The sequence below is a fragment of the Candidatus Limimorpha avicola genome, assembly GCF_056978975.1.
The window spans coordinates 64157-79830 of the sequence record NZ_DBMCYK010000004.1; the positions used below are offsets into that span (position 1 = coordinate 64157).

At 36.7% G+C, this 15674-nt stretch carries 18 protein-coding genes; 10 read left to right on the top strand and 8 right to left on the bottom strand.

Annotated features, from left to right (window positions below; translation table 11 throughout):
- Positions 1-14 precede the first annotated feature (14 nt).
- On the top strand, positions 15-1022 hold the full coding sequence (gene obgE / locus ACZOVS_RS03125) for a GTPase ObgE (RefSeq protein WP_483995773.1): 1008 nt from the start codon (positions 15-17) through the stop codon (positions 1020-1022).
- A gap of 3 nt (positions 1023-1025) precedes the next feature.
- A complete protein-coding gene (locus ACZOVS_RS03130; RefSeq protein WP_483995774.1) occupies positions 1026-1607 on the top strand; it encodes a phosphatase PAP2 family protein in 582 nt (193 codons plus the stop codon).
- A gap of 210 nt (positions 1608-1817) precedes the next feature.
- Here the strand turns inward: ACZOVS_RS03130 and ACZOVS_RS03135 are convergent, their stop codons facing one another.
- On the bottom strand, positions 1818-2234 hold the full coding sequence (locus ACZOVS_RS03135; protein WP_483995775.1) for a type I restriction enzyme HsdR N-terminal domain-containing protein: 417 nt from the start codon (positions 2232-2234) through the stop codon (positions 1818-1820).
- Positions 2235-2388: 154 nt separating this feature from the next.
- On the opposite strand from ACZOVS_RS03135, the gene ACZOVS_RS03140 reads away from it, so the two are divergent.
- Positions 2389-2766, top strand: a complete 378-nt coding sequence (locus ACZOVS_RS03140; protein WP_483995776.1) for a YccF domain-containing protein — start codon at positions 2389-2391, stop codon at positions 2764-2766.
- A gap of 131 nt (positions 2767-2897) precedes the next feature.
- Here the strand turns inward: ACZOVS_RS03140 and rocD are convergent, their stop codons facing one another.
- Positions 2898-4124: an ornithine--oxo-acid transaminase gene (gene rocD, locus ACZOVS_RS03145; protein ID WP_483995777.1), complete on the bottom strand. Its 1227-nt coding sequence runs from the start codon at positions 4122-4124 to the stop codon at positions 2898-2900.
- Positions 4125-4309: 185 nt separating this feature from the next.
- On the opposite strand from rocD, the gene ACZOVS_RS03150 reads away from it, so the two are divergent.
- The 3 genes from ACZOVS_RS03150 (at position 4310) to ACZOVS_RS03160 (ending at position 6715) form a co-directional block, all read left to right on the top strand.
- Entirely contained in the window at positions 4310-5182 is an 873-nt protein-coding gene (locus ACZOVS_RS03150) for a YicC/YloC family endoribonuclease (protein WP_483995778.1), read from the top strand.
- A complete protein-coding gene (gene nadD, locus ACZOVS_RS03155) occupies positions 5179-5778 on the top strand; it encodes a nicotinate (nicotinamide) nucleotide adenylyltransferase (RefSeq protein ID WP_483995779.1) in 600 nt (199 codons plus the stop codon). The genes ACZOVS_RS03150 and nadD overlap by 4 nt, the downstream gene beginning before the upstream one ends.
- Before the next feature lie 91 nt (positions 5779-5869).
- Positions 5870-6715, top strand: a complete 846-nt coding sequence (locus ACZOVS_RS03160; RefSeq protein WP_483995780.1) for a transglutaminase-like domain-containing protein — start codon at positions 5870-5872, stop codon at positions 6713-6715.
- A gap of 101 nt (positions 6716-6816) precedes the next feature.
- On the opposite strand, the gene ACZOVS_RS03165 is transcribed toward ACZOVS_RS03160, so the two are convergent.
- From ACZOVS_RS03165 to ACZOVS_RS03175, 3 genes are read right to left on the bottom strand one after another with little or no spacing between them, the layout of a single operon-like run.
- Positions 6817-7767 (bottom strand): phosphoribosylaminoimidazolesuccinocarboxamide synthase, encoded by a 951-nt coding sequence (locus tag ACZOVS_RS03165; RefSeq protein ID WP_483995781.1) that lies wholly within the window; start codon positions 7765-7767, stop codon positions 6817-6819.
- A 25-nt stretch (positions 7768-7792) separates the two neighbouring features.
- Positions 7793-8218, bottom strand: a complete 426-nt coding sequence (locus tag ACZOVS_RS03170; RefSeq protein WP_483995782.1) for a hypothetical protein — start codon at positions 8216-8218, stop codon at positions 7793-7795.
- Between the two features lie 18 nt (positions 8219-8236).
- Positions 8237-9223, bottom strand: coding sequence for a PhoH family protein (locus ACZOVS_RS03175; protein ID WP_483995783.1), 987 nt, complete (start codon positions 9221-9223; stop codon positions 8237-8239).
- 162 nt (positions 9224-9385) lie between these two features.
- Here ACZOVS_RS03175 and ACZOVS_RS03180 point away from each other — a divergent pair, with 162 nt between their 5' ends.
- Entirely contained in the window at positions 9386-10165 is a 780-nt protein-coding gene (locus ACZOVS_RS03180) for an SAM hydrolase/SAM-dependent halogenase family protein (RefSeq protein ID WP_483995784.1), read from the top strand.
- A 145-nt stretch (positions 10166-10310) separates the two neighbouring features.
- Here the strand turns inward: ACZOVS_RS03180 and ACZOVS_RS03185 are convergent, their stop codons facing one another.
- The gene (locus ACZOVS_RS03185; protein ID WP_483995785.1) at positions 10311-10598 is read right to left on the bottom strand and encodes a winged helix-turn-helix domain-containing protein; all 288 of its coding nucleotides are present in this window, start codon (positions 10596-10598) and stop codon (positions 10311-10313) included.
- Positions 10599-10600: 2 nt separating this feature from the next.
- Positions 10601-11164, bottom strand: a complete 564-nt coding sequence (locus ACZOVS_RS03190; RefSeq protein ID WP_483995786.1) for a hypothetical protein — start codon at positions 11162-11164, stop codon at positions 10601-10603.
- Between the two features lie 685 nt (positions 11165-11849).
- Here ACZOVS_RS03190 and ACZOVS_RS03195 point away from each other — a divergent pair.
- The gene (locus tag ACZOVS_RS03195) at positions 11850-12455 is read left to right on the top strand and encodes a DUF6088 family protein (RefSeq protein ID WP_483995787.1); all 606 of its coding nucleotides are present in this window, start codon (positions 11850-11852) and stop codon (positions 12453-12455) included.
- On the top strand, positions 12452-13468 hold the full coding sequence (locus tag ACZOVS_RS03200; protein ID WP_483995846.1) for a nucleotidyl transferase AbiEii/AbiGii toxin family protein: 1017 nt from the start codon (positions 12452-12454) through the stop codon (positions 13466-13468). The genes ACZOVS_RS03195 and ACZOVS_RS03200 overlap by 4 nt, the downstream gene beginning before the upstream one ends.
- A 148-nt stretch (positions 13469-13616) precedes the next feature.
- Here the strand turns inward: ACZOVS_RS03200 and ACZOVS_RS03205 are convergent, their stop codons facing one another.
- Positions 13617-15023, bottom strand: coding sequence for an amidophosphoribosyltransferase (locus tag ACZOVS_RS03205; protein WP_483995788.1), 1407 nt, complete (start codon positions 15021-15023; stop codon positions 13617-13619).
- Positions 15024-15230: 207 nt separating this feature from the next.
- Here ACZOVS_RS03205 and ACZOVS_RS03210 point away from each other — a divergent pair, with 207 nt between their 5' ends.
- Complete coding sequence (locus ACZOVS_RS03210) at positions 15231-15674, top strand: NfeD family protein (protein WP_483995789.1); 444 nt, start codon at positions 15231-15233, stop codon at positions 15672-15674.

The window sequence follows — 15674 nt, forward strand, 5'->3', positions numbered from 1 at the left end:
ATCAAAGATTATTTATGTCAGGCTCAAATTTTGTCGATTACGTTAAGATATTTTGTCGTTCCGGGAAAGGCGGCAATGGGTCCATGCATTTCAACCGTGCCAAATATGTACCCAAAGGCGGTCCCGACGGAGGCGACGGTGGTAAAGGCGGCGATGTCGTAATGCGCGGCAACGCCCAGATGTGGACATTGTTGCATCTTCGCTATACCAAACATCTTTTTGCTGAAGACGGAGAATCCGGAGGCGCTAACCAGAGAACAGGCGCAAGCGGAAAAAACATTTATATTGACGTGCCGTTAGGCTCAACAGCATACGACGCTGACACTCACGAGCCTCTCGGCGAAGTGACAGAAGACGGACAGGAAATAGTATTGATGAGAGGCGGCCGCGGTGGCAAAGGTAATACCTTTTTCAAGACCTCTACCATGCAGGCTCCCAAATTCTCACAACCGGGAGAACCGTCGGAAGAACGCTGGATAGTCATAGAATTGAAACTACTTGCCGATGTTGGTTTAGTGGGATTCCCAAACGCCGGAAAATCCACCCTGCTTTCTACAGTGTCAGCCGCCAAACCTGAAATAGCCGACTATCCTTTCACCACACTGACACCTAACCTCGGAATAGTGCCTTATTATGACTTCAAATCTTTCATCATGGCTGACATTCCCGGAATAATAGAAGGTGCAGCAGAAGGCAAAGGATTGGGAATAAGATTCTTACGCCATATAGAACGCAACTCCATACTATTGTTCCTCATATCTGCCGACAGTCCCGACGTCAAGGAATCTTACGATATCCTACTTAACGAACTGAAAAAATACAATCCCGACCTGCTCGACAAAAAAAGAATACTTGCCGTAAGCAAATGTGACCTGATTGATGAAGATACAATGAAAAACATACGGCGTCACCTTCCGAAAAAAGTGCCGCATGTCTTTATCAGTTCAGCTACCAATCAAGGCATTAAAGAATTGAAAGATCTTATTTGGCTTTGTATCACCGACGATGACAATGAATTATAAATTATGGAACATATCATAAATTTAGACAAAGAGTTGTTCCTGTTTCTCAATGGTCTGCATGTCAATTGGTTAGACCCAATAATGATTTTTATTTCAGGCACTGCCTCGTGGATTCCGTTTTATGCGGTTCTTTTGTTCCTGGTGTTTTATAAATACAGATGGAAAGGTCTTATTGTCATTGCCGGCGTCATTTTACTTGTTATTTGTTCCGACCAGATCTCTGCTCATGTATTCAAGCCGGTTTTTCAGCGACCACGTCCCTGTCATGAAGAAGACATAAAAGACCTTGTATATCTTCCCAATGGACATTGCGGAGGTGCCTACGGATTCATCTCGTCACATGCATGTAATGTCTTTGCATTTGCAGTCTTCATCACTTCCTTCTTCAAACCATATTACAAAAATATTGCATGGTTAATGTTTACCTGGGCTGCCATAATAGCTTACAGCAGGATTTACATGGGTGTGCATTACCCCGGAGATGTAATCGCAGGAGCATTGACAGGATTGCTTATTGGCTGGTGTGTTACATTACTTGTTAAAATCATAATGAAGAAATTGTACAAAAACACAAGCGAAACGTAATGGATTTTACATATATGCAAGTGCTTTGTGAAATTTTTGTTTTCAATCATTGGCATCCAATTAAAGTTTGCGATTCTAAAGAAATAGATTTCTTGACTTTTAAAAATGTATAATAACAGAATTTCCATACAAGTTCAGAGTCAGATATATGGTCAATAATTCCCTTACATAGCCTCTAAATTCCAACACTTGAACCCGGTATTTCATACCCTATAAATATTCCGGAATATCATCTTGAGGCACAAGTCTCCCGTCATCAATTTTTACACATAAAGTGGTCTTAAGATTCGTCAACAGAAAATATTCACATCTCAACCCGGAATAATAACGTATAATCTGATGTAACACTTTTTCATCTATGGCTACTGATTCCGCTTTACATTCCACTATCATAAAAGGTTCACCACAACGATTGAAAACCACAATATCACACCGTTTATTCAATCCGTTAACTTTTATGGAATACTCAACAGCTACCAGCCCTGAAGGATATTTTCTGTCTTCTATAAGATGATGCAAGACTGTTTGTCGGACTTTTTCTTCCGGAGTCAAAGCACAATAAATCTTTCTTACCGGATCAAAAATCCTTATTTTACCATCTTCATTTTTCACCTTAAACCATTCCATGACAAAAATTTACCAAATACAAGCTAATACAACAGCGAAACCGTATAGTCAACCACTTCATTATCTGCAAAGATATTGATTTTTTTTGTAAATTATTAAAAAAACTTCTTTTGTCAATTGTTTTTTGTATATTTGCAGAAATAACATAATCCTTATGAAATTTATATTGAATATTTTATGGTTGATTCTTGGTGGTTTTGCCATCGCTTTGGAATATTTTTTCTCAAGTTTAATATTGATGATAACAATAATAGGCATTCCATTCGGCATACAGACACTTAAAATGGGGTCTCTTGCCATTTGGCCATTTGGACGTACTGCAATAAACATGGACATGTCTGCAGGATGCCTTCAAACTTTAATGAATATCATTTGGTTCTTTTGTGGGGGTATCTGGATTGCACTGACACATTTGTTTTTAGGGTGTGTGTTATTTATTACAATCATAGGAATACCTTTCGGAAGACAACATTTCAAACTTGCAGGATTAGCCTTGACACCATTTGGGAAAGATATTGTCATCGATGATTAAAACATAATCAAAATAATCGTCAGACAACAATTATTGCATATACATGTACAATTTTTATGATTAACATGTGATCAAAAAAAATAAAGGCGTGCCATATAAAGTGACACGCCTTTAACATCATAAACTCCCGATTAGAATGACAATATGGATTTTTTAATTCTCTCAATAGCGTCACGCAATTCTTCTTCCGTTATCACGAGCGGAGGTGCGAAACGGATGATATGCTGATGAGTAGGTTTGGCGAGGACGCCATTTTCTTTCATCTTCATACAAACGTCCCAAGCCTCTTTACCATCTTTAGGACGAATAATGACTGCATTAAGCAAGCCTTTACCTCTGACTTTTTCTATCATTGGAGAGTCGATTTTAGAGATCTCATCACGGAATATTTTGCCGAGATATTCAGCTTTTTCCATAAGATGTTCATCTTTAATGACCTGCAATGCAGCAGTACTTACTTTGGCAGCTATTGGGTTGCCCCCGAAAGTAGAACCATGTTCTCCCGGTTTGATATTCAACATAATATAATCATCAGCCAAAACAGCAGACACAGGCACCACACCACCTCCGAGTGCCTTGCCAAGGATTAATATGTCAGGACGAACACCTTCATGGTCACAAGCAAGCATCTTGCCGGTACGAGCTATACCGCTTTGTACCTCGTCAGCCATGAATAATACATTATATTTATGACAGATGTCATAACATTTCTTAAGATAACCATCATCAGGAACATAAACTCCGGCTTCACCCTGAATTGGTTCTACGAGAAAAGCAGCGATTTTTTCATGATGTTCTGCCAAGACTGCCTCCAAAGCATCAGCATCATTGTAAGGAATGCGAATAAATCCCGGAGTAAGAGGACCATAATTAGCATAAGAATCCGGGTCATTCGACATGGTGATGATGGTAATGGTACGTCCATGGAAATTACCTTCACAGCAAACTATTGTCACTTCGTCATTCGGAATGCCTTTGCATACTGTACCCCAACGACGTGCGAGCTTCAATGCTGTCTCATCGGCTTCCGCACCGGTATTCATCGGCAACACCTTGTCATATCCAAAATACTCGGTAACATATTTTTCCCACGGTCCGAGACAATCATTATAAAATGCACGAGAACTCAAAGTAAGAGTATGAGCCTGCTCACACAGGGCTTCAATAATCTTTGGATGACAATGTCCTTGATTTACAGCAGAATATGCTGACAAGAAATCATAATATTCAACACCTTCCACATCCCACACTTTAGCACCCTTGCCTTTAGCCAATACCACGGGTAGTGGGTGATAGTTGTGAGCTCCATAACGGGCTTCCAACTCCATTGCTTTTTGAGAAGTCATTTTTTCTGACATAGCTATTATTTTTTATAATATTTCTTTATATTAACAAGTTACAAAGATAATCTAATTTTCTAAACCATCAATAAAAAATTTTATAGTTTAATTTTGATATTTATATACATTAATACCAAAATTTAAACGGCATCTTATTGCTATTTTTACAAGTATGTTTTATTTTTGCAACAAATAAAATTAAGATGATTAAATCGATGACAGGATATGGCAAAGCTGAAAGAATTTGCCATGGAAAAACAATAACTGTTGAAATAAAAACCTTGAACAGCAAACAGTTAGATCTCAGCATTAAACTTCCTTCTGAACTTAAAATCTATGAGTTCGACTATAGAAACATAATGGCTGCTGCGCTTCAGAGAGGCAAAATTGACGCCGTAATTACCGTCACCAATGCTGAAAGTGAACAAAATGTAAATATTCACAAAGATGTCATCTCCTCATATCTGAAACAAATAAAAGAAATATCCGAGGAGTTCAACATCCCTCCCACTTCTGACCTTGCCATGCTCATATTCAGAATGCCCGGTATATTCGCCACCCCGGAACAACAATATGATGAGGAGTTTGAAAATAATATAAAATCTGCACTGTCCGAATCCTTAAAACAGGTCGATACATTTAGAATTAATGAAGGTGATATATTGAAAAAGGACCTTATCAACAGAATACATTTGATACTTGAGTATTTAGATCAGGTAATACCTTTTGAAGCCAAACGTCATGAAAACATAAGACAAAAACTTACAAAAAATATTTCCGACATAATCGATGACAATCAATATGATAAAAACCGTTTTGAACAGGAATTGATTTATTATTTGGAGAAATTAGATATCACTGAAGAAAAAGTAAGACTGAAAAAACATTGCTACTATTTCATAGAGTCAATAGATGAAGACTCTGCAGGTAAGAAACTCGGTTTCATCAGTCAGGAAATCGGACGCGAAATAAACACCCTGGGTTCAAAAGCAAACGATGCCGAAATCCAACGCCTCGTTGTTATGATGAAAGACGAACTTGAAAAAATAAAGGAACAATTATTCAATATCTTATGATAAAAAACAGAGTCGGTCTGTATTTCGGATCTTTTAACCCTATACATAACGGGCATACTATGCTTGCCAACTATATGGTCGAATATGCCGGACTCGACTCATTGTGGTTTGTAATATCTCCACATAACCCGTTTAAGGATAAGACAAGTCTGCTCGAAGACCGACACAGGCTGTATATGGTGGAACTCGCCACCAAAGGCGACGAACGTTTTGAAATCTGTGACATAGAGTTTTACATGCCACAACCTTCTTATACCATCGATACTTTAGTAAGACTGTCGGAACGTTATCCAAACAACGAGTTTTATCTCATCTGCGGTATGGACAATCTTCAAAATTTCCATAAATGGAAAAACTACCGTATGATTTTAGAGAATTATAATCTTCTTGTTTATCCACGTAAAGGATATGAAAACAATAAACTTATCCGTCATAAAGCCGTTACAGTCATAAATGCCCCTGAGATAGAAGTATCTTCTTCATTCATACGTAATGCCGTAGCACAGAAAAAAGACATACGTTACTTTATGAACCCTTTGGTTTACAAATATATCATCGATATGCACTTTTACGAAGACCTTTCACAAAACATTTAAACAACATTTTATAATCATATTGTATTTTTTTAATTTACTGTATTTATAAAACTTAAAGTCATTTAAGGTGTTTATCATTAAAATATCTGTCATGACTGCCATAAATACATTAAATAACCTTATAAAACTCACCGATGAGCCTGATGAGAATTTATACAGCGAAATCGCAAAAAACATCATGTATTTTGGTGCTACCGCAATACCATTATTAAAAAAAAATCTTGGCAGAAATATCGGTTATATCCAGAAAGAAAGGATAGAATCATTAATTTACAACATAGAGAATCATATTATCATTAACAAAATACAACAATGGAAAAACAACGGAGCAAGCAACATACTCGAACCTTGCCTGTTACTCGGTAAACACCGTTTTCCACATACTGATTGGAGTATGTTGACTTTTCAACTGATGCTGATGGTTGAACAAATAGATCAAGAATTAAACCGCACAATAACCCCTTTGGAACAAATAAAAGTAATTAATCACATCATTTACAACATAAACAACATAAATGGCAATATCTCCACACTGAAAAATCCGGACTTCTACTATATCAACACATTATTCGAAACACGCATAGGCAACCCATTATCCATAGGAATATTATACATATCCGTAGCCCAACGGCTCAACATTCCGATTTATGGTATCAATCTGCCACAACATTTCGTTTTGGCTTATATCAAAGATAACATCAAGATGCCAAAAGCAGAAGACGTATTGTTCTATATCAATCCTTTCAACAAAGGAATCATTCTCACTAAGAACGAAATCTTACATTATCTAAAAGGATTGGGCATAAAACCGGAGAACAAGCATTTCTCGCCTATGAATAACATTCAAATAATAAACAAACTGTTAAGGACACTTATAGAAACATGTTCAAGAGCAGGAGATTACAAACAGGCGCAAGAGTTGACTCTGTTACTTTAAAATCATATAAAGCCAAAAAACGGCATACTGTCGTGATTATCAATAATATCACAACGCATGCCGTTTAAATATTGTATTTACCGTATATAATTCAGCAAATATCAGCGGTATTGCTTAAGGAAGTTATTGATATTGTTTTCTATCCTATTAAGAATATCATCTGACTCATCCGCTTTCACGAACTTCTCTCCGGTAACTTTTTCAAACAATTCAATATAACGGTCTGAAATATTTTTGACTATAGCAGGAGTCATTTCAGGAACCTTTTGACCTTCTTTACCTTGAAAACCGTTCTCCATAAGCCATTCTCGTACAAATTCCTTCGACAACTGTTTTTGCGGCAGACCTTTTGCAAAACATTCTTCATATCTGTCTGCTATAAAATAGCGCGAAGAATCCGGTGTGTGAATTTCATCCATGAGATATATAGTGTCGCCTATCTTGCCGAACTCATATTTGGTATCAACAAGAATAAGACCATGTTTTGCAGCTATCTCTGTGCCACGTCGAAACAGTTTTCTTGTAATATCTTCTATCTGAATATAATCAGACTCACTTATGAGTCCTTGTCGTATTATCTCATCGCGGGAAATATCTTCATCATGGCCCTCTTCTGCTTTTGTCGTTGGAGTAATAACAGGCTCGTCGAATCGTTGGTGTTCCTTCATTCCATCAGGAATTTGCACGCCACATATAGTATGCTGTCCGCTTTTATAAGTACGCCATGAACTTCCGGTAAGATAACCGCGAATAATCATCTCTACAGGAAATGGTTTGCATAAATGACCTACAGTCACCATTGGGTCGGGAGTCGCGATTTTCCAATTTGGAACAATATCTGCTGTCTCATCGAGAAAAGCCGACGCAATTTGATTCAACACCTGTCCTTTGTAAGGAATACCTTCCGGAAGAATAACGTCAAAAGCCGAAATACGGTCGGTGGCTACCATGACGAGATATTTATCATCTATAAAATAGACATCACGGACTTTGCCATGATAGACCTTGGTCTGTCCGGCAAAATTGAAATCAGTTCTTGTTAATACATTCATATTCAATATATTTATAATTCAGTTTTTACTTCTCCAATTCAAAGATCTTATTGACAAACTCAGCAGCCGTAGGCTCTCCTTCAAAATAACCATGTTCTTTACGAGACTCGTCTGTGGCAAGTTCGCTGAGAATCCATTTATCTTCCGAAGCCATCTCAAGAAGATAATAATGAAATTTAGGATTATAAAGATTGATGAATATCAACCCATATCTTGCTTCCGAGACGACATAAGGCATGGGAAATGAATAAAATATCAGTGTTATCATTTCGTCAAGAGGTTGACAATCTACAGATATGTCATCCCATGAGAAATCAACCTCCATATTGTTGTTTTTCATAAAACGTTTCCAGAAGTCAATATCAGTCAAAGCATTGGCATCGACAAATTGGTCCTCAACAAGTTTCAGTATATGAGGGATAAAATGACTTTGCAATTCATGAATATGCATAATACAATATGTTAGCTATTAATTCATTTCATCAGAATTTTGTTCCATTTCATTTTCCTGCTGCTGATAATAACGTTTATAAGCATTGACAATATCAGTGACAAGTTTATGTCGGACCACATCTTTTTCATCAAGAAAGATAAATTCTATACCCTTGACCTCAGCAAGGATATTTATTGCAACAGGCAGTCCTGAAGGTTGATTCTTTGGCAAGTCTATTTGAGTAATATCACCGGTGATGACAAATTTGGCTGAACGACCCATCCTTGTAAGAAACATTTTCAGTTGGGAACGTGTAGCATTTTGAGCCTCATCGAGTATCACGAAAGCATGGTCGAGAGTACGACCTCTCATAAAGGCGAGAGGTGCTATCTCAATAGTACCGTCCTCAATGTAATTCTGCAATTTCTGTTGAGGCAGCATATCGCGCAATGCATCATAAAGAGGTTGCAGATAAGGGTCGAGTTTTTCTTTAAGGTCACCCGGCAAAAAACCGAGATTCTCACCGGCTTCCACTGCCGGGCGCGTCAAGATAATGCGTCGAACCTCTCTGTTTTTCAAAGCTCTCACCGCTAATGCCACAGCAGTATAGGTCTTTCCTGTACCGGCAGGACCTATGGCAAAAACCATGTCCTTACTGCCACATGCTTTCACCATACGTTTCTGATTTACTGTCAATGCTTTTATTTGTAAACCATTACGTCCAAACACCAGGACATCGTCATTATCCATACTCTTAACAGCATCAGAATTGGCAGATAACATAATATCTTCTATGACTTGAGCATTAACACTGCCATAACGTTCCAAATGATTAACCAACATGACAAAACGCGACAAGAAATAATCAACCTCTTCATCCTCACCAATGACTTTCACAAAATCACCACGAACTATGATTTTCAATTTCGGAAATAAAGACCTCACCATGCTGAGATTTTGGTCATTAGCTCCATAAAGCTCGCCGGGATTAACATTTTCAATTTGAATTATCTGTTCTGCCATTGTTTTTATTTTACAAATGCGGCACAAAGATACTAATGAAAAACCACATTATAAAACCTTTGAAAAAATGTTTACAAAAAATTTTTTTTAATTCTTATATTTTATATAAAAACGTATTTTTGCATATCTATTGTACAACAAAAAATAACATAAAGGTTTTTCATGGCAATCATCACATTAACAAGCGACTGGGGATTATCAGACTATTATGTTGGTGCAGTAAAAGGGGTTATTTACTCCTATTGCCCGCAAGCCGTCATTGTTGACATAACTCACAACATTACACCATTCGATCTGAAAAATGCCGGTTTTATTGTTAAAAATTGTTATAAAAACTTTCCTGAAGGTACCATACACATTCTTGGCATCGATACCGAAGAAAGTGATGAATTTTCACATATAGTTGTAAAGGCAGATGGACATTATTTTATCGGTTGCGACAACGGCATTTTTTCTATCATTATCGGAGATACTCCTTATGAGGCAGTTACCATTGAAATACCTCAGGATACAGGTTATTTCACCTTCAGCAGTCGCGATCGTTTCGCCAAAGTCGCCAGCATGCTCGCTTCAGGCTGCCAATTGTCGGAAATAGGTAATCCTCATAACTCATTGAAAATCATTTTTCCGTTACAACCAACATATAATGCCAACTTTATTCATGGTTATGTTATTTATATTGACAACTACCAAAACCTCATCACCAATATCTCAAAAGAACTGTTTGATAAAGTTAGGAACAAACGTGACTTCAATATAACTTTTACAAACATAAATTATGTAATCAAAGATATTTTAAACTGCTACAGAGATGCCAAAGATGTGAGTATAATGGCTCTGTTCGGGTCTCATGGTTTTTTGGAAATCGCAATAAACAGAGGTAATGCTTCAGAATTACTCGGACTGAATATAGACAGCGATGTGTTTGTCAAGTTCTTATAACTTGAATATTGCCCTCTTTTACTGCCATCTGCCACATTCATTTATGCCATTATGATTTTTTCAACACTTCATGTACATTGACAGGCATTATCGGGTGTAACAACAATTTGCCACACCCGATACAACCATTTGATTACTATAAAATTTACTTCCCAATATAAGATTTTAAGGCATCGACATAATCTTCAAAAGCCTTTTTTCCTTCAGGAGTGATACGACATACGGTACGAGGTTTCTTCCCGGCAAAAGTCTTTTCCACACTGATATACCCTACATTCGACAATTTGTCGAGCTGTACACTCAAATTACCGGATGTCGCCTCTGTCTTTTCTTTAATATATGTAAAATCCGCTTCTTCAAGATAATAAAGCAACGACATTATTGACAACCGTAACTCTGAATGAAGTATTGGGTCTAATTTCTTGAATTCCATAATCATTTACTCCATTTAAGAATGATGCCCGGAAAAAGAAGTGCAAAAAACGAGCCGAAAATCATCATTAGACAAGGATTTATTGACAATGCACACAAAACAGGTCCTGAAATTGCAACAATAATACCACATGCAGAGATATAATAGTGCTTTATAATCAGACCATTGACAATTGTTGTAAATCCCAATAATACCAATATCAACGATACCACGTCAAATGTGACAAAAAAACGCACCAACGACAATATACATGAAATGATACCGAACATTATCCAAGTCAAACCTATCAATTCATTGAGAAAATACTTTGCCTTAGGTTCATTATTTCTTAAAACCAATGCATTAAGTGGATAAGCTACAACAGGAATGGCAAACCAAAGAAAATTCCATCTATAGTCACCGGTTTTATTAACAAGAATCCATATAACCGCAGATACCACAATAACTATGGCACCCCACAATAAAAAGGGAACTTCCGCCTTGATTTTAAAATCTTTTCTGCTTTGATTGATAATCTCAGATATCAAACAAATACTTTTTTCAGGTGTTAATTCATTCATTTCCATGACTTTAATTTTTAAAATTCTACATTAATTTACATTTAATGCCATGTATCGCGATAATAACATTGACACCGCAAATATAAACAAGTTTATTTTATAAACTACATTATTTTATAATTTTTTAAAAAAATTTTTCAACATACTGACAATAAGTATTTTATATAATAAAAAATATTGAGCAATGTAGAAAAAAAGACGTCCCATTAAGACGTCCATATTATACAAGGAATTTACAACCAGTTATTATTCAATAGTTTGTAAGTAATAAATTAGAAATATTGCCGTAATCTTTACGAGTACTTTCTAACTAAAGGGAAAATATTTAATAATACTATTGTTTCTTAACTCGCTCGTAGTAGCATATAATAGGTGTTTTTTCAGTGCAATTTGTTTCTGATATTCCACTTCTGTTTCAGCTTATTGTTAAACCATTACAAAGGTAGTGTATTTTTCAGAAATTTAGCATGAGTTTTCTGAATAATCTTGCAAGATTCTCATCAATAAGCCAACAATCGCATATATGTAGTGTATTTTCAAAAACTTTTTTGATACAAAAACAACGCATTTGCAGTAGCTTATATTTCATCCACCCTGATATGCAAACAAAATCAAAAATTTATAAAAAAACTATCAAGAGAATGATGTAATACCACAAAAATTATGTAATTTTGTGGCAAAATTCAAGACTATGGGTGCAAACAGTTCTTACAAGGCTATGTATGATATAGTGGAACAAGCAAGAATCGGAACAATTTTCATTCCTGATGATTTCGTTGCGTATGGTACTCCCGATGCAGTTCGTTCAGGGTTAACTCGTTTGTGCCGTAATGGAAAGTTGTACCGTTTTGCCAAAGGTATTTATTTTGTGCCAATGTACGACAAATGGGATGGAACACTACGTGAGCCTTCATTGGATGCCATTGCTAAAAAAATAGCTAAGAGAGATAACGCCCGTATTATACCGACTGGAGCTTACGCTCTTAATAAACTAGGATTGTCCACGCAAGTTCCGGCAAATATCATCTACATAACGGACGGTTCTGCGCGACAGGTTAAATTTGGTGAAGGGAAAAGCATCACATTTCGTCATAGCAATGATTTAAGCAATTTCGCTTATCAATCCAAACTGATGCAGCTTGCAGTACTTGCCATGCGAGAGATTGGCGAAAAATTGATAACAGAAGAGCAAATAGCGAAAATAAAGAATATGATAACAGAACACGTTTCGGAGCAAGACTTTAATCACGATATAGTGCTTGCCCCTACATGGATAAAAATGATATTGCAACGATGAAATTTATTGATTTGTCAAAAGAGGACCGCACAGATGTGCTTGATCGTGTTTCTACTGAGCTGAACATACGACAGCGAGAAGTAATAGAAAAGGATTGGTGGGTAACAGCAGTCCTTCGAGCCATGTACAGTCTGCCATACGCTCAACATTTGTCTTTCAAGGGAGGCACATCGTTGAGCAAGTGTTGGCATTTGGTTGATCGCTTTTCTGAAGATATAGACATCACCATTGATAGGGAATATCTGGGGTTCAGCGGTACTTTATCTAAAACACAAATCAACGATAAATTGCGCCGGGCTACATGTTCTTTCGTAAGAGAGACCATGCAACATGACATTGCCGAACAGTTGCACAAAAATGGTATCGCAAAAAACAAGTTTCAAGTAAATGTGGATATTACTCATATCACTACCACTGACCCAGAAACCATAAATATCAATTATGATTCTGTCTTGACTTTCTCTATTGATGGAGGAAACGGTTTATATGTTCTACCCAAAGTCAAAGTGGAAGTGAGTGGCAGGTCAATGAATGAGCCTGTGAATGAAGTCCCTCTTGAATCTATGATCGACCAAGTTTATCCTAAAGCACCCTTTGCAGAACCGAAGTTCAATGTTCGGGCTGTTCTTCCCGAACGCACATTCCTTGAAAAATTATTCCTATTGCACGAAGAATTTGCCAAACCAAAAGATTTGATTCGAGTAGAACGAATGTCACGGCATATTTATGACATCGGTCAGATGCTAAAAACACCTATTGTGGAAAAAGCGATTCATAACGAACAGCTCTACCGTCAAGTGGTTGAACATCGTCGCAAATTCATTGGCTTGCGCGGATTTGACTACGATACGCTTTATCCTGATTCGCTAAACATCGTTCCTCCTGAGACTATCATAGAACAATGGAAAGCTGATTATGAAAATATGCGTTTGCATATGATATACGGAGAATCTGTTTCATTTGAAGAGTTGATTAATAATCTAAGAGATTTGAATGACAGAATAAAAAAATGAATATAAGTCATATAATTTTTTCAACATACTGACAATAAGTATTTTATATAATAAAAAATATTGAGCAATGTATAAAAAAGACGTCTCAATGAGACGTCCATATTATTCTACTAAGAAATACCTATTTTAAAATTAATATCCTTAAATATCAATAACCATAACTCGATCCATCGAAACAATGGGTACAAACATCACATTTTTTAAGACCTATAGCATTGCATATTGTATCCAACTTATTAAATTTCAAACTATCAACACCAATATGACGGCGCAGCATCTCAACGAGCTTAGCATATTCTTTTGTAGAAGAATCGCAATATGCCTCAAGATTTCTGGTTGGGTCACCTTCAAGTTCCTGGATACAACGGCGTGTAATAAGTTCCATTTCTGTCTTAGAAGCAGAAAAGTTCAAGAAATTGCAGCCATAGATCAACGGAGGGCAGCTAATGCGGATATGTACTTCTTTGACACCACAATCGTACAACATTTTGACATTGTCACGAAGTTGAGTGCCACGCACTATGGAATCATCACAAAACACGACACGTTTACCTTCCAGCAAAGCCTTATTAGGAATAAGTTTCATCTTGGCAACATGTTCTCTCATCTCCTGGTTTACCGGCATAAAACTACGCGACCATGTTGGAGAGTACTTCACCACAGGACGTTCATAAGGAATACCTTTTCCCATAGCATATCCTATTGCCATACCTATGCCCGAGTCCGGGATAGGTGCCACATAATCGGCTTCCACGTCATCCGACTTACCCATCTCATATCCTCCTTTGTAACGCATTTCTTCAATATTGATATTCTCATAATTACCTGCCGGAAATCCATAATAAATCCACAAGAAAGAGCATATCTGCATCTTCTTGCCTGGAGGAAGCAACTGCATCACTCCGAGAGGTGATATTTTCACTATCTCTCCGGGACCCAAAAAACGTTCAGTGGAATAATCCAAATTAAGATAACTGTGACTTTCAAACGCCACACAATAGCCGTCATCCCTCTTTCCGATAACAACAGGAGTCCTGCCATAATGATCTCGAGCTGCAATAATACCGTCACTGTTGAGTATCAACATTGAGCATGAGCCTTTTATTTTTTTGTAAACATTCTGAATGCCTTCGACAAAGTCTTTGCCCTGAGTTATCAACAATGCGACTAATTCTGTAGGATTGGTATCACCCTGACTCAACTCGGCAAAATGTTGTTTGTTATCGAGACATTCTTTTTCAAGGTCCTTAAGATTGTTGATTTTGGATACAGTAACAATAGCAAACCTTCCCAAATGAGAATTTACAACTATAGGTTGTGAATCAGTGTCACTGATAACGCCTATTCCGAAGTTACCCTTAAATTTAGTCAATTCAGAATCAAACTTGGTTCTGAAATAGGTACCCTCGATATTATGAATTGAACGATAGAAAATATTGTTTTGAACTGTAGCCATACCGGCACGTTTAGTACCAAGATGAGAATGATAATCTGTACCATAGAAAAGATCGGTTATGCACTCTCTTTTAGATACCACACCAAAGAAACCACCCATTTTTTTTGATTTTAATGTTAATATTTAGAATATGATGCTACAAAAATACAAAAAACAGAGAAATTCGTAAATTTTTTTTACATGTATGACAACATTTCTCATAACAGAAATTATTATTGAATTATATTTTAAAAATATTTTTCACATTAAAAAAAATATTATTTTTGCTATATAAAATGGGAATGAAAAATCACTAAAACTAAAAACATGGAAATATGGCATCTTTGGATAATAGGAGCATTGATAATGTTCATTATCGAAATCTTCACTGTCGGATTTGCGGCAATATGTCTCAGTCTTGGAGCCATTGCAGCTGCTATTTCGGCTGCTGTTGGTTGTTCATTTAAGATTCAACTGTTATGGTTTTCAATATTTACACTGCTTTCTTTCGTTGTAATCAGGCCTTTTGTCATGAAACTTTTCAAACAAAACAAAAACGAACGCAAAAGCGGTATAGACGCCCTTATCGGAAGAAGTGCTATAGTAACTGAAGCCATAGACCCGGAAAACAACAAAGGTAGAATTGCTGTTGATGGAGACAACTGGAAAGCCGTCAGCGAAGACAATAGCTACATCAATAAAGATTCTCATGTCATAATTACAAAAATAGACAGCATTATAGTAACAGTTAAAAGATCATCTAATAATTAA

Excerpts from the sequence above, each read along its gene's own strand:
- obgE (WP_483995773.1), top strand. The coding sequence starts at position 15 with ATGTCAGGCTCAAATTTTGTCGATTACGTTAAGATATTTTGTCGTTCC.
- ACZOVS_RS03130 (WP_483995774.1), top strand. The coding sequence starts at position 1,026 with ATGGAACATATCATAAATTTAGACAAAGAGTTGTTCCTGTTTCTCAAT.
- ACZOVS_RS03135 (WP_483995775.1), bottom strand. The coding sequence starts at position 2,234 with ATGGAATGGTTTAAGGTGAAAAATGAAGATGGTAAAATAAGGATTTTT.
- ACZOVS_RS03140 (WP_483995776.1), top strand. The coding sequence starts at position 2,389 with ATGAAATTTATATTGAATATTTTATGGTTGATTCTTGGTGGTTTTGCC.
- rocD (WP_483995777.1), bottom strand. The coding sequence starts at position 4,124 with ATGTCAGAAAAAATGACTTCTCAAAAAGCAATGGAGTTGGAAGCCCGT.
- ACZOVS_RS03150 (WP_483995778.1), top strand. The coding sequence starts at position 4,310 with ATGATTAAATCGATGACAGGATATGGCAAAGCTGAAAGAATTTGCCAT.
- nadD (WP_483995779.1), top strand. The coding sequence starts at position 5,179 with ATGATAAAAAACAGAGTCGGTCTGTATTTCGGATCTTTTAACCCTATA.
- ACZOVS_RS03160 (WP_483995780.1), top strand. The coding sequence starts at position 5,870 with ATGACTGCCATAAATACATTAAATAACCTTATAAAACTCACCGATGAG.
- ACZOVS_RS03165 (WP_483995781.1), bottom strand. The coding sequence starts at position 7,767 with ATGAATGTATTAACAAGAACTGATTTCAATTTTGCCGGACAGACCAAG.
- ACZOVS_RS03170 (WP_483995782.1), bottom strand. The coding sequence starts at position 8,218 with ATGCATATTCATGAATTGCAAAGTCATTTTATCCCTCATATACTGAAA.
- ACZOVS_RS03175 (WP_483995783.1), bottom strand. The coding sequence starts at position 9,223 with ATGGCAGAACAGATAATTCAAATTGAAAATGTTAATCCCGGCGAGCTT.
- ACZOVS_RS03180 (WP_483995784.1), top strand. The coding sequence starts at position 9,386 with ATGGCAATCATCACATTAACAAGCGACTGGGGATTATCAGACTATTAT.
- ACZOVS_RS03185 (WP_483995785.1), bottom strand. The coding sequence starts at position 10,598 with ATGGAATTCAAGAAATTAGACCCAATACTTCATTCAGAGTTACGGTTG.
- ACZOVS_RS03190 (WP_483995786.1), bottom strand. The coding sequence starts at position 11,164 with ATGGAAATGAATGAATTAACACCTGAAAAAAGTATTTGTTTGATATCT.
- ACZOVS_RS03195 (WP_483995787.1), top strand. The coding sequence starts at position 11,850 with ATGGGTGCAAACAGTTCTTACAAGGCTATGTATGATATAGTGGAACAA.
- ACZOVS_RS03200 (WP_483995846.1), top strand. The coding sequence starts at position 12,452 with ATGAAATTTATTGATTTGTCAAAAGAGGACCGCACAGATGTGCTTGAT.
- ACZOVS_RS03205 (WP_483995788.1), bottom strand. The coding sequence starts at position 15,023 with ATGGGTGGTTTCTTTGGTGTGGTATCTAAAAGAGAGTGCATAACCGAT.
- ACZOVS_RS03210 (WP_483995789.1), top strand. The coding sequence starts at position 15,231 with ATGGAAATATGGCATCTTTGGATAATAGGAGCATTGATAATGTTCATT.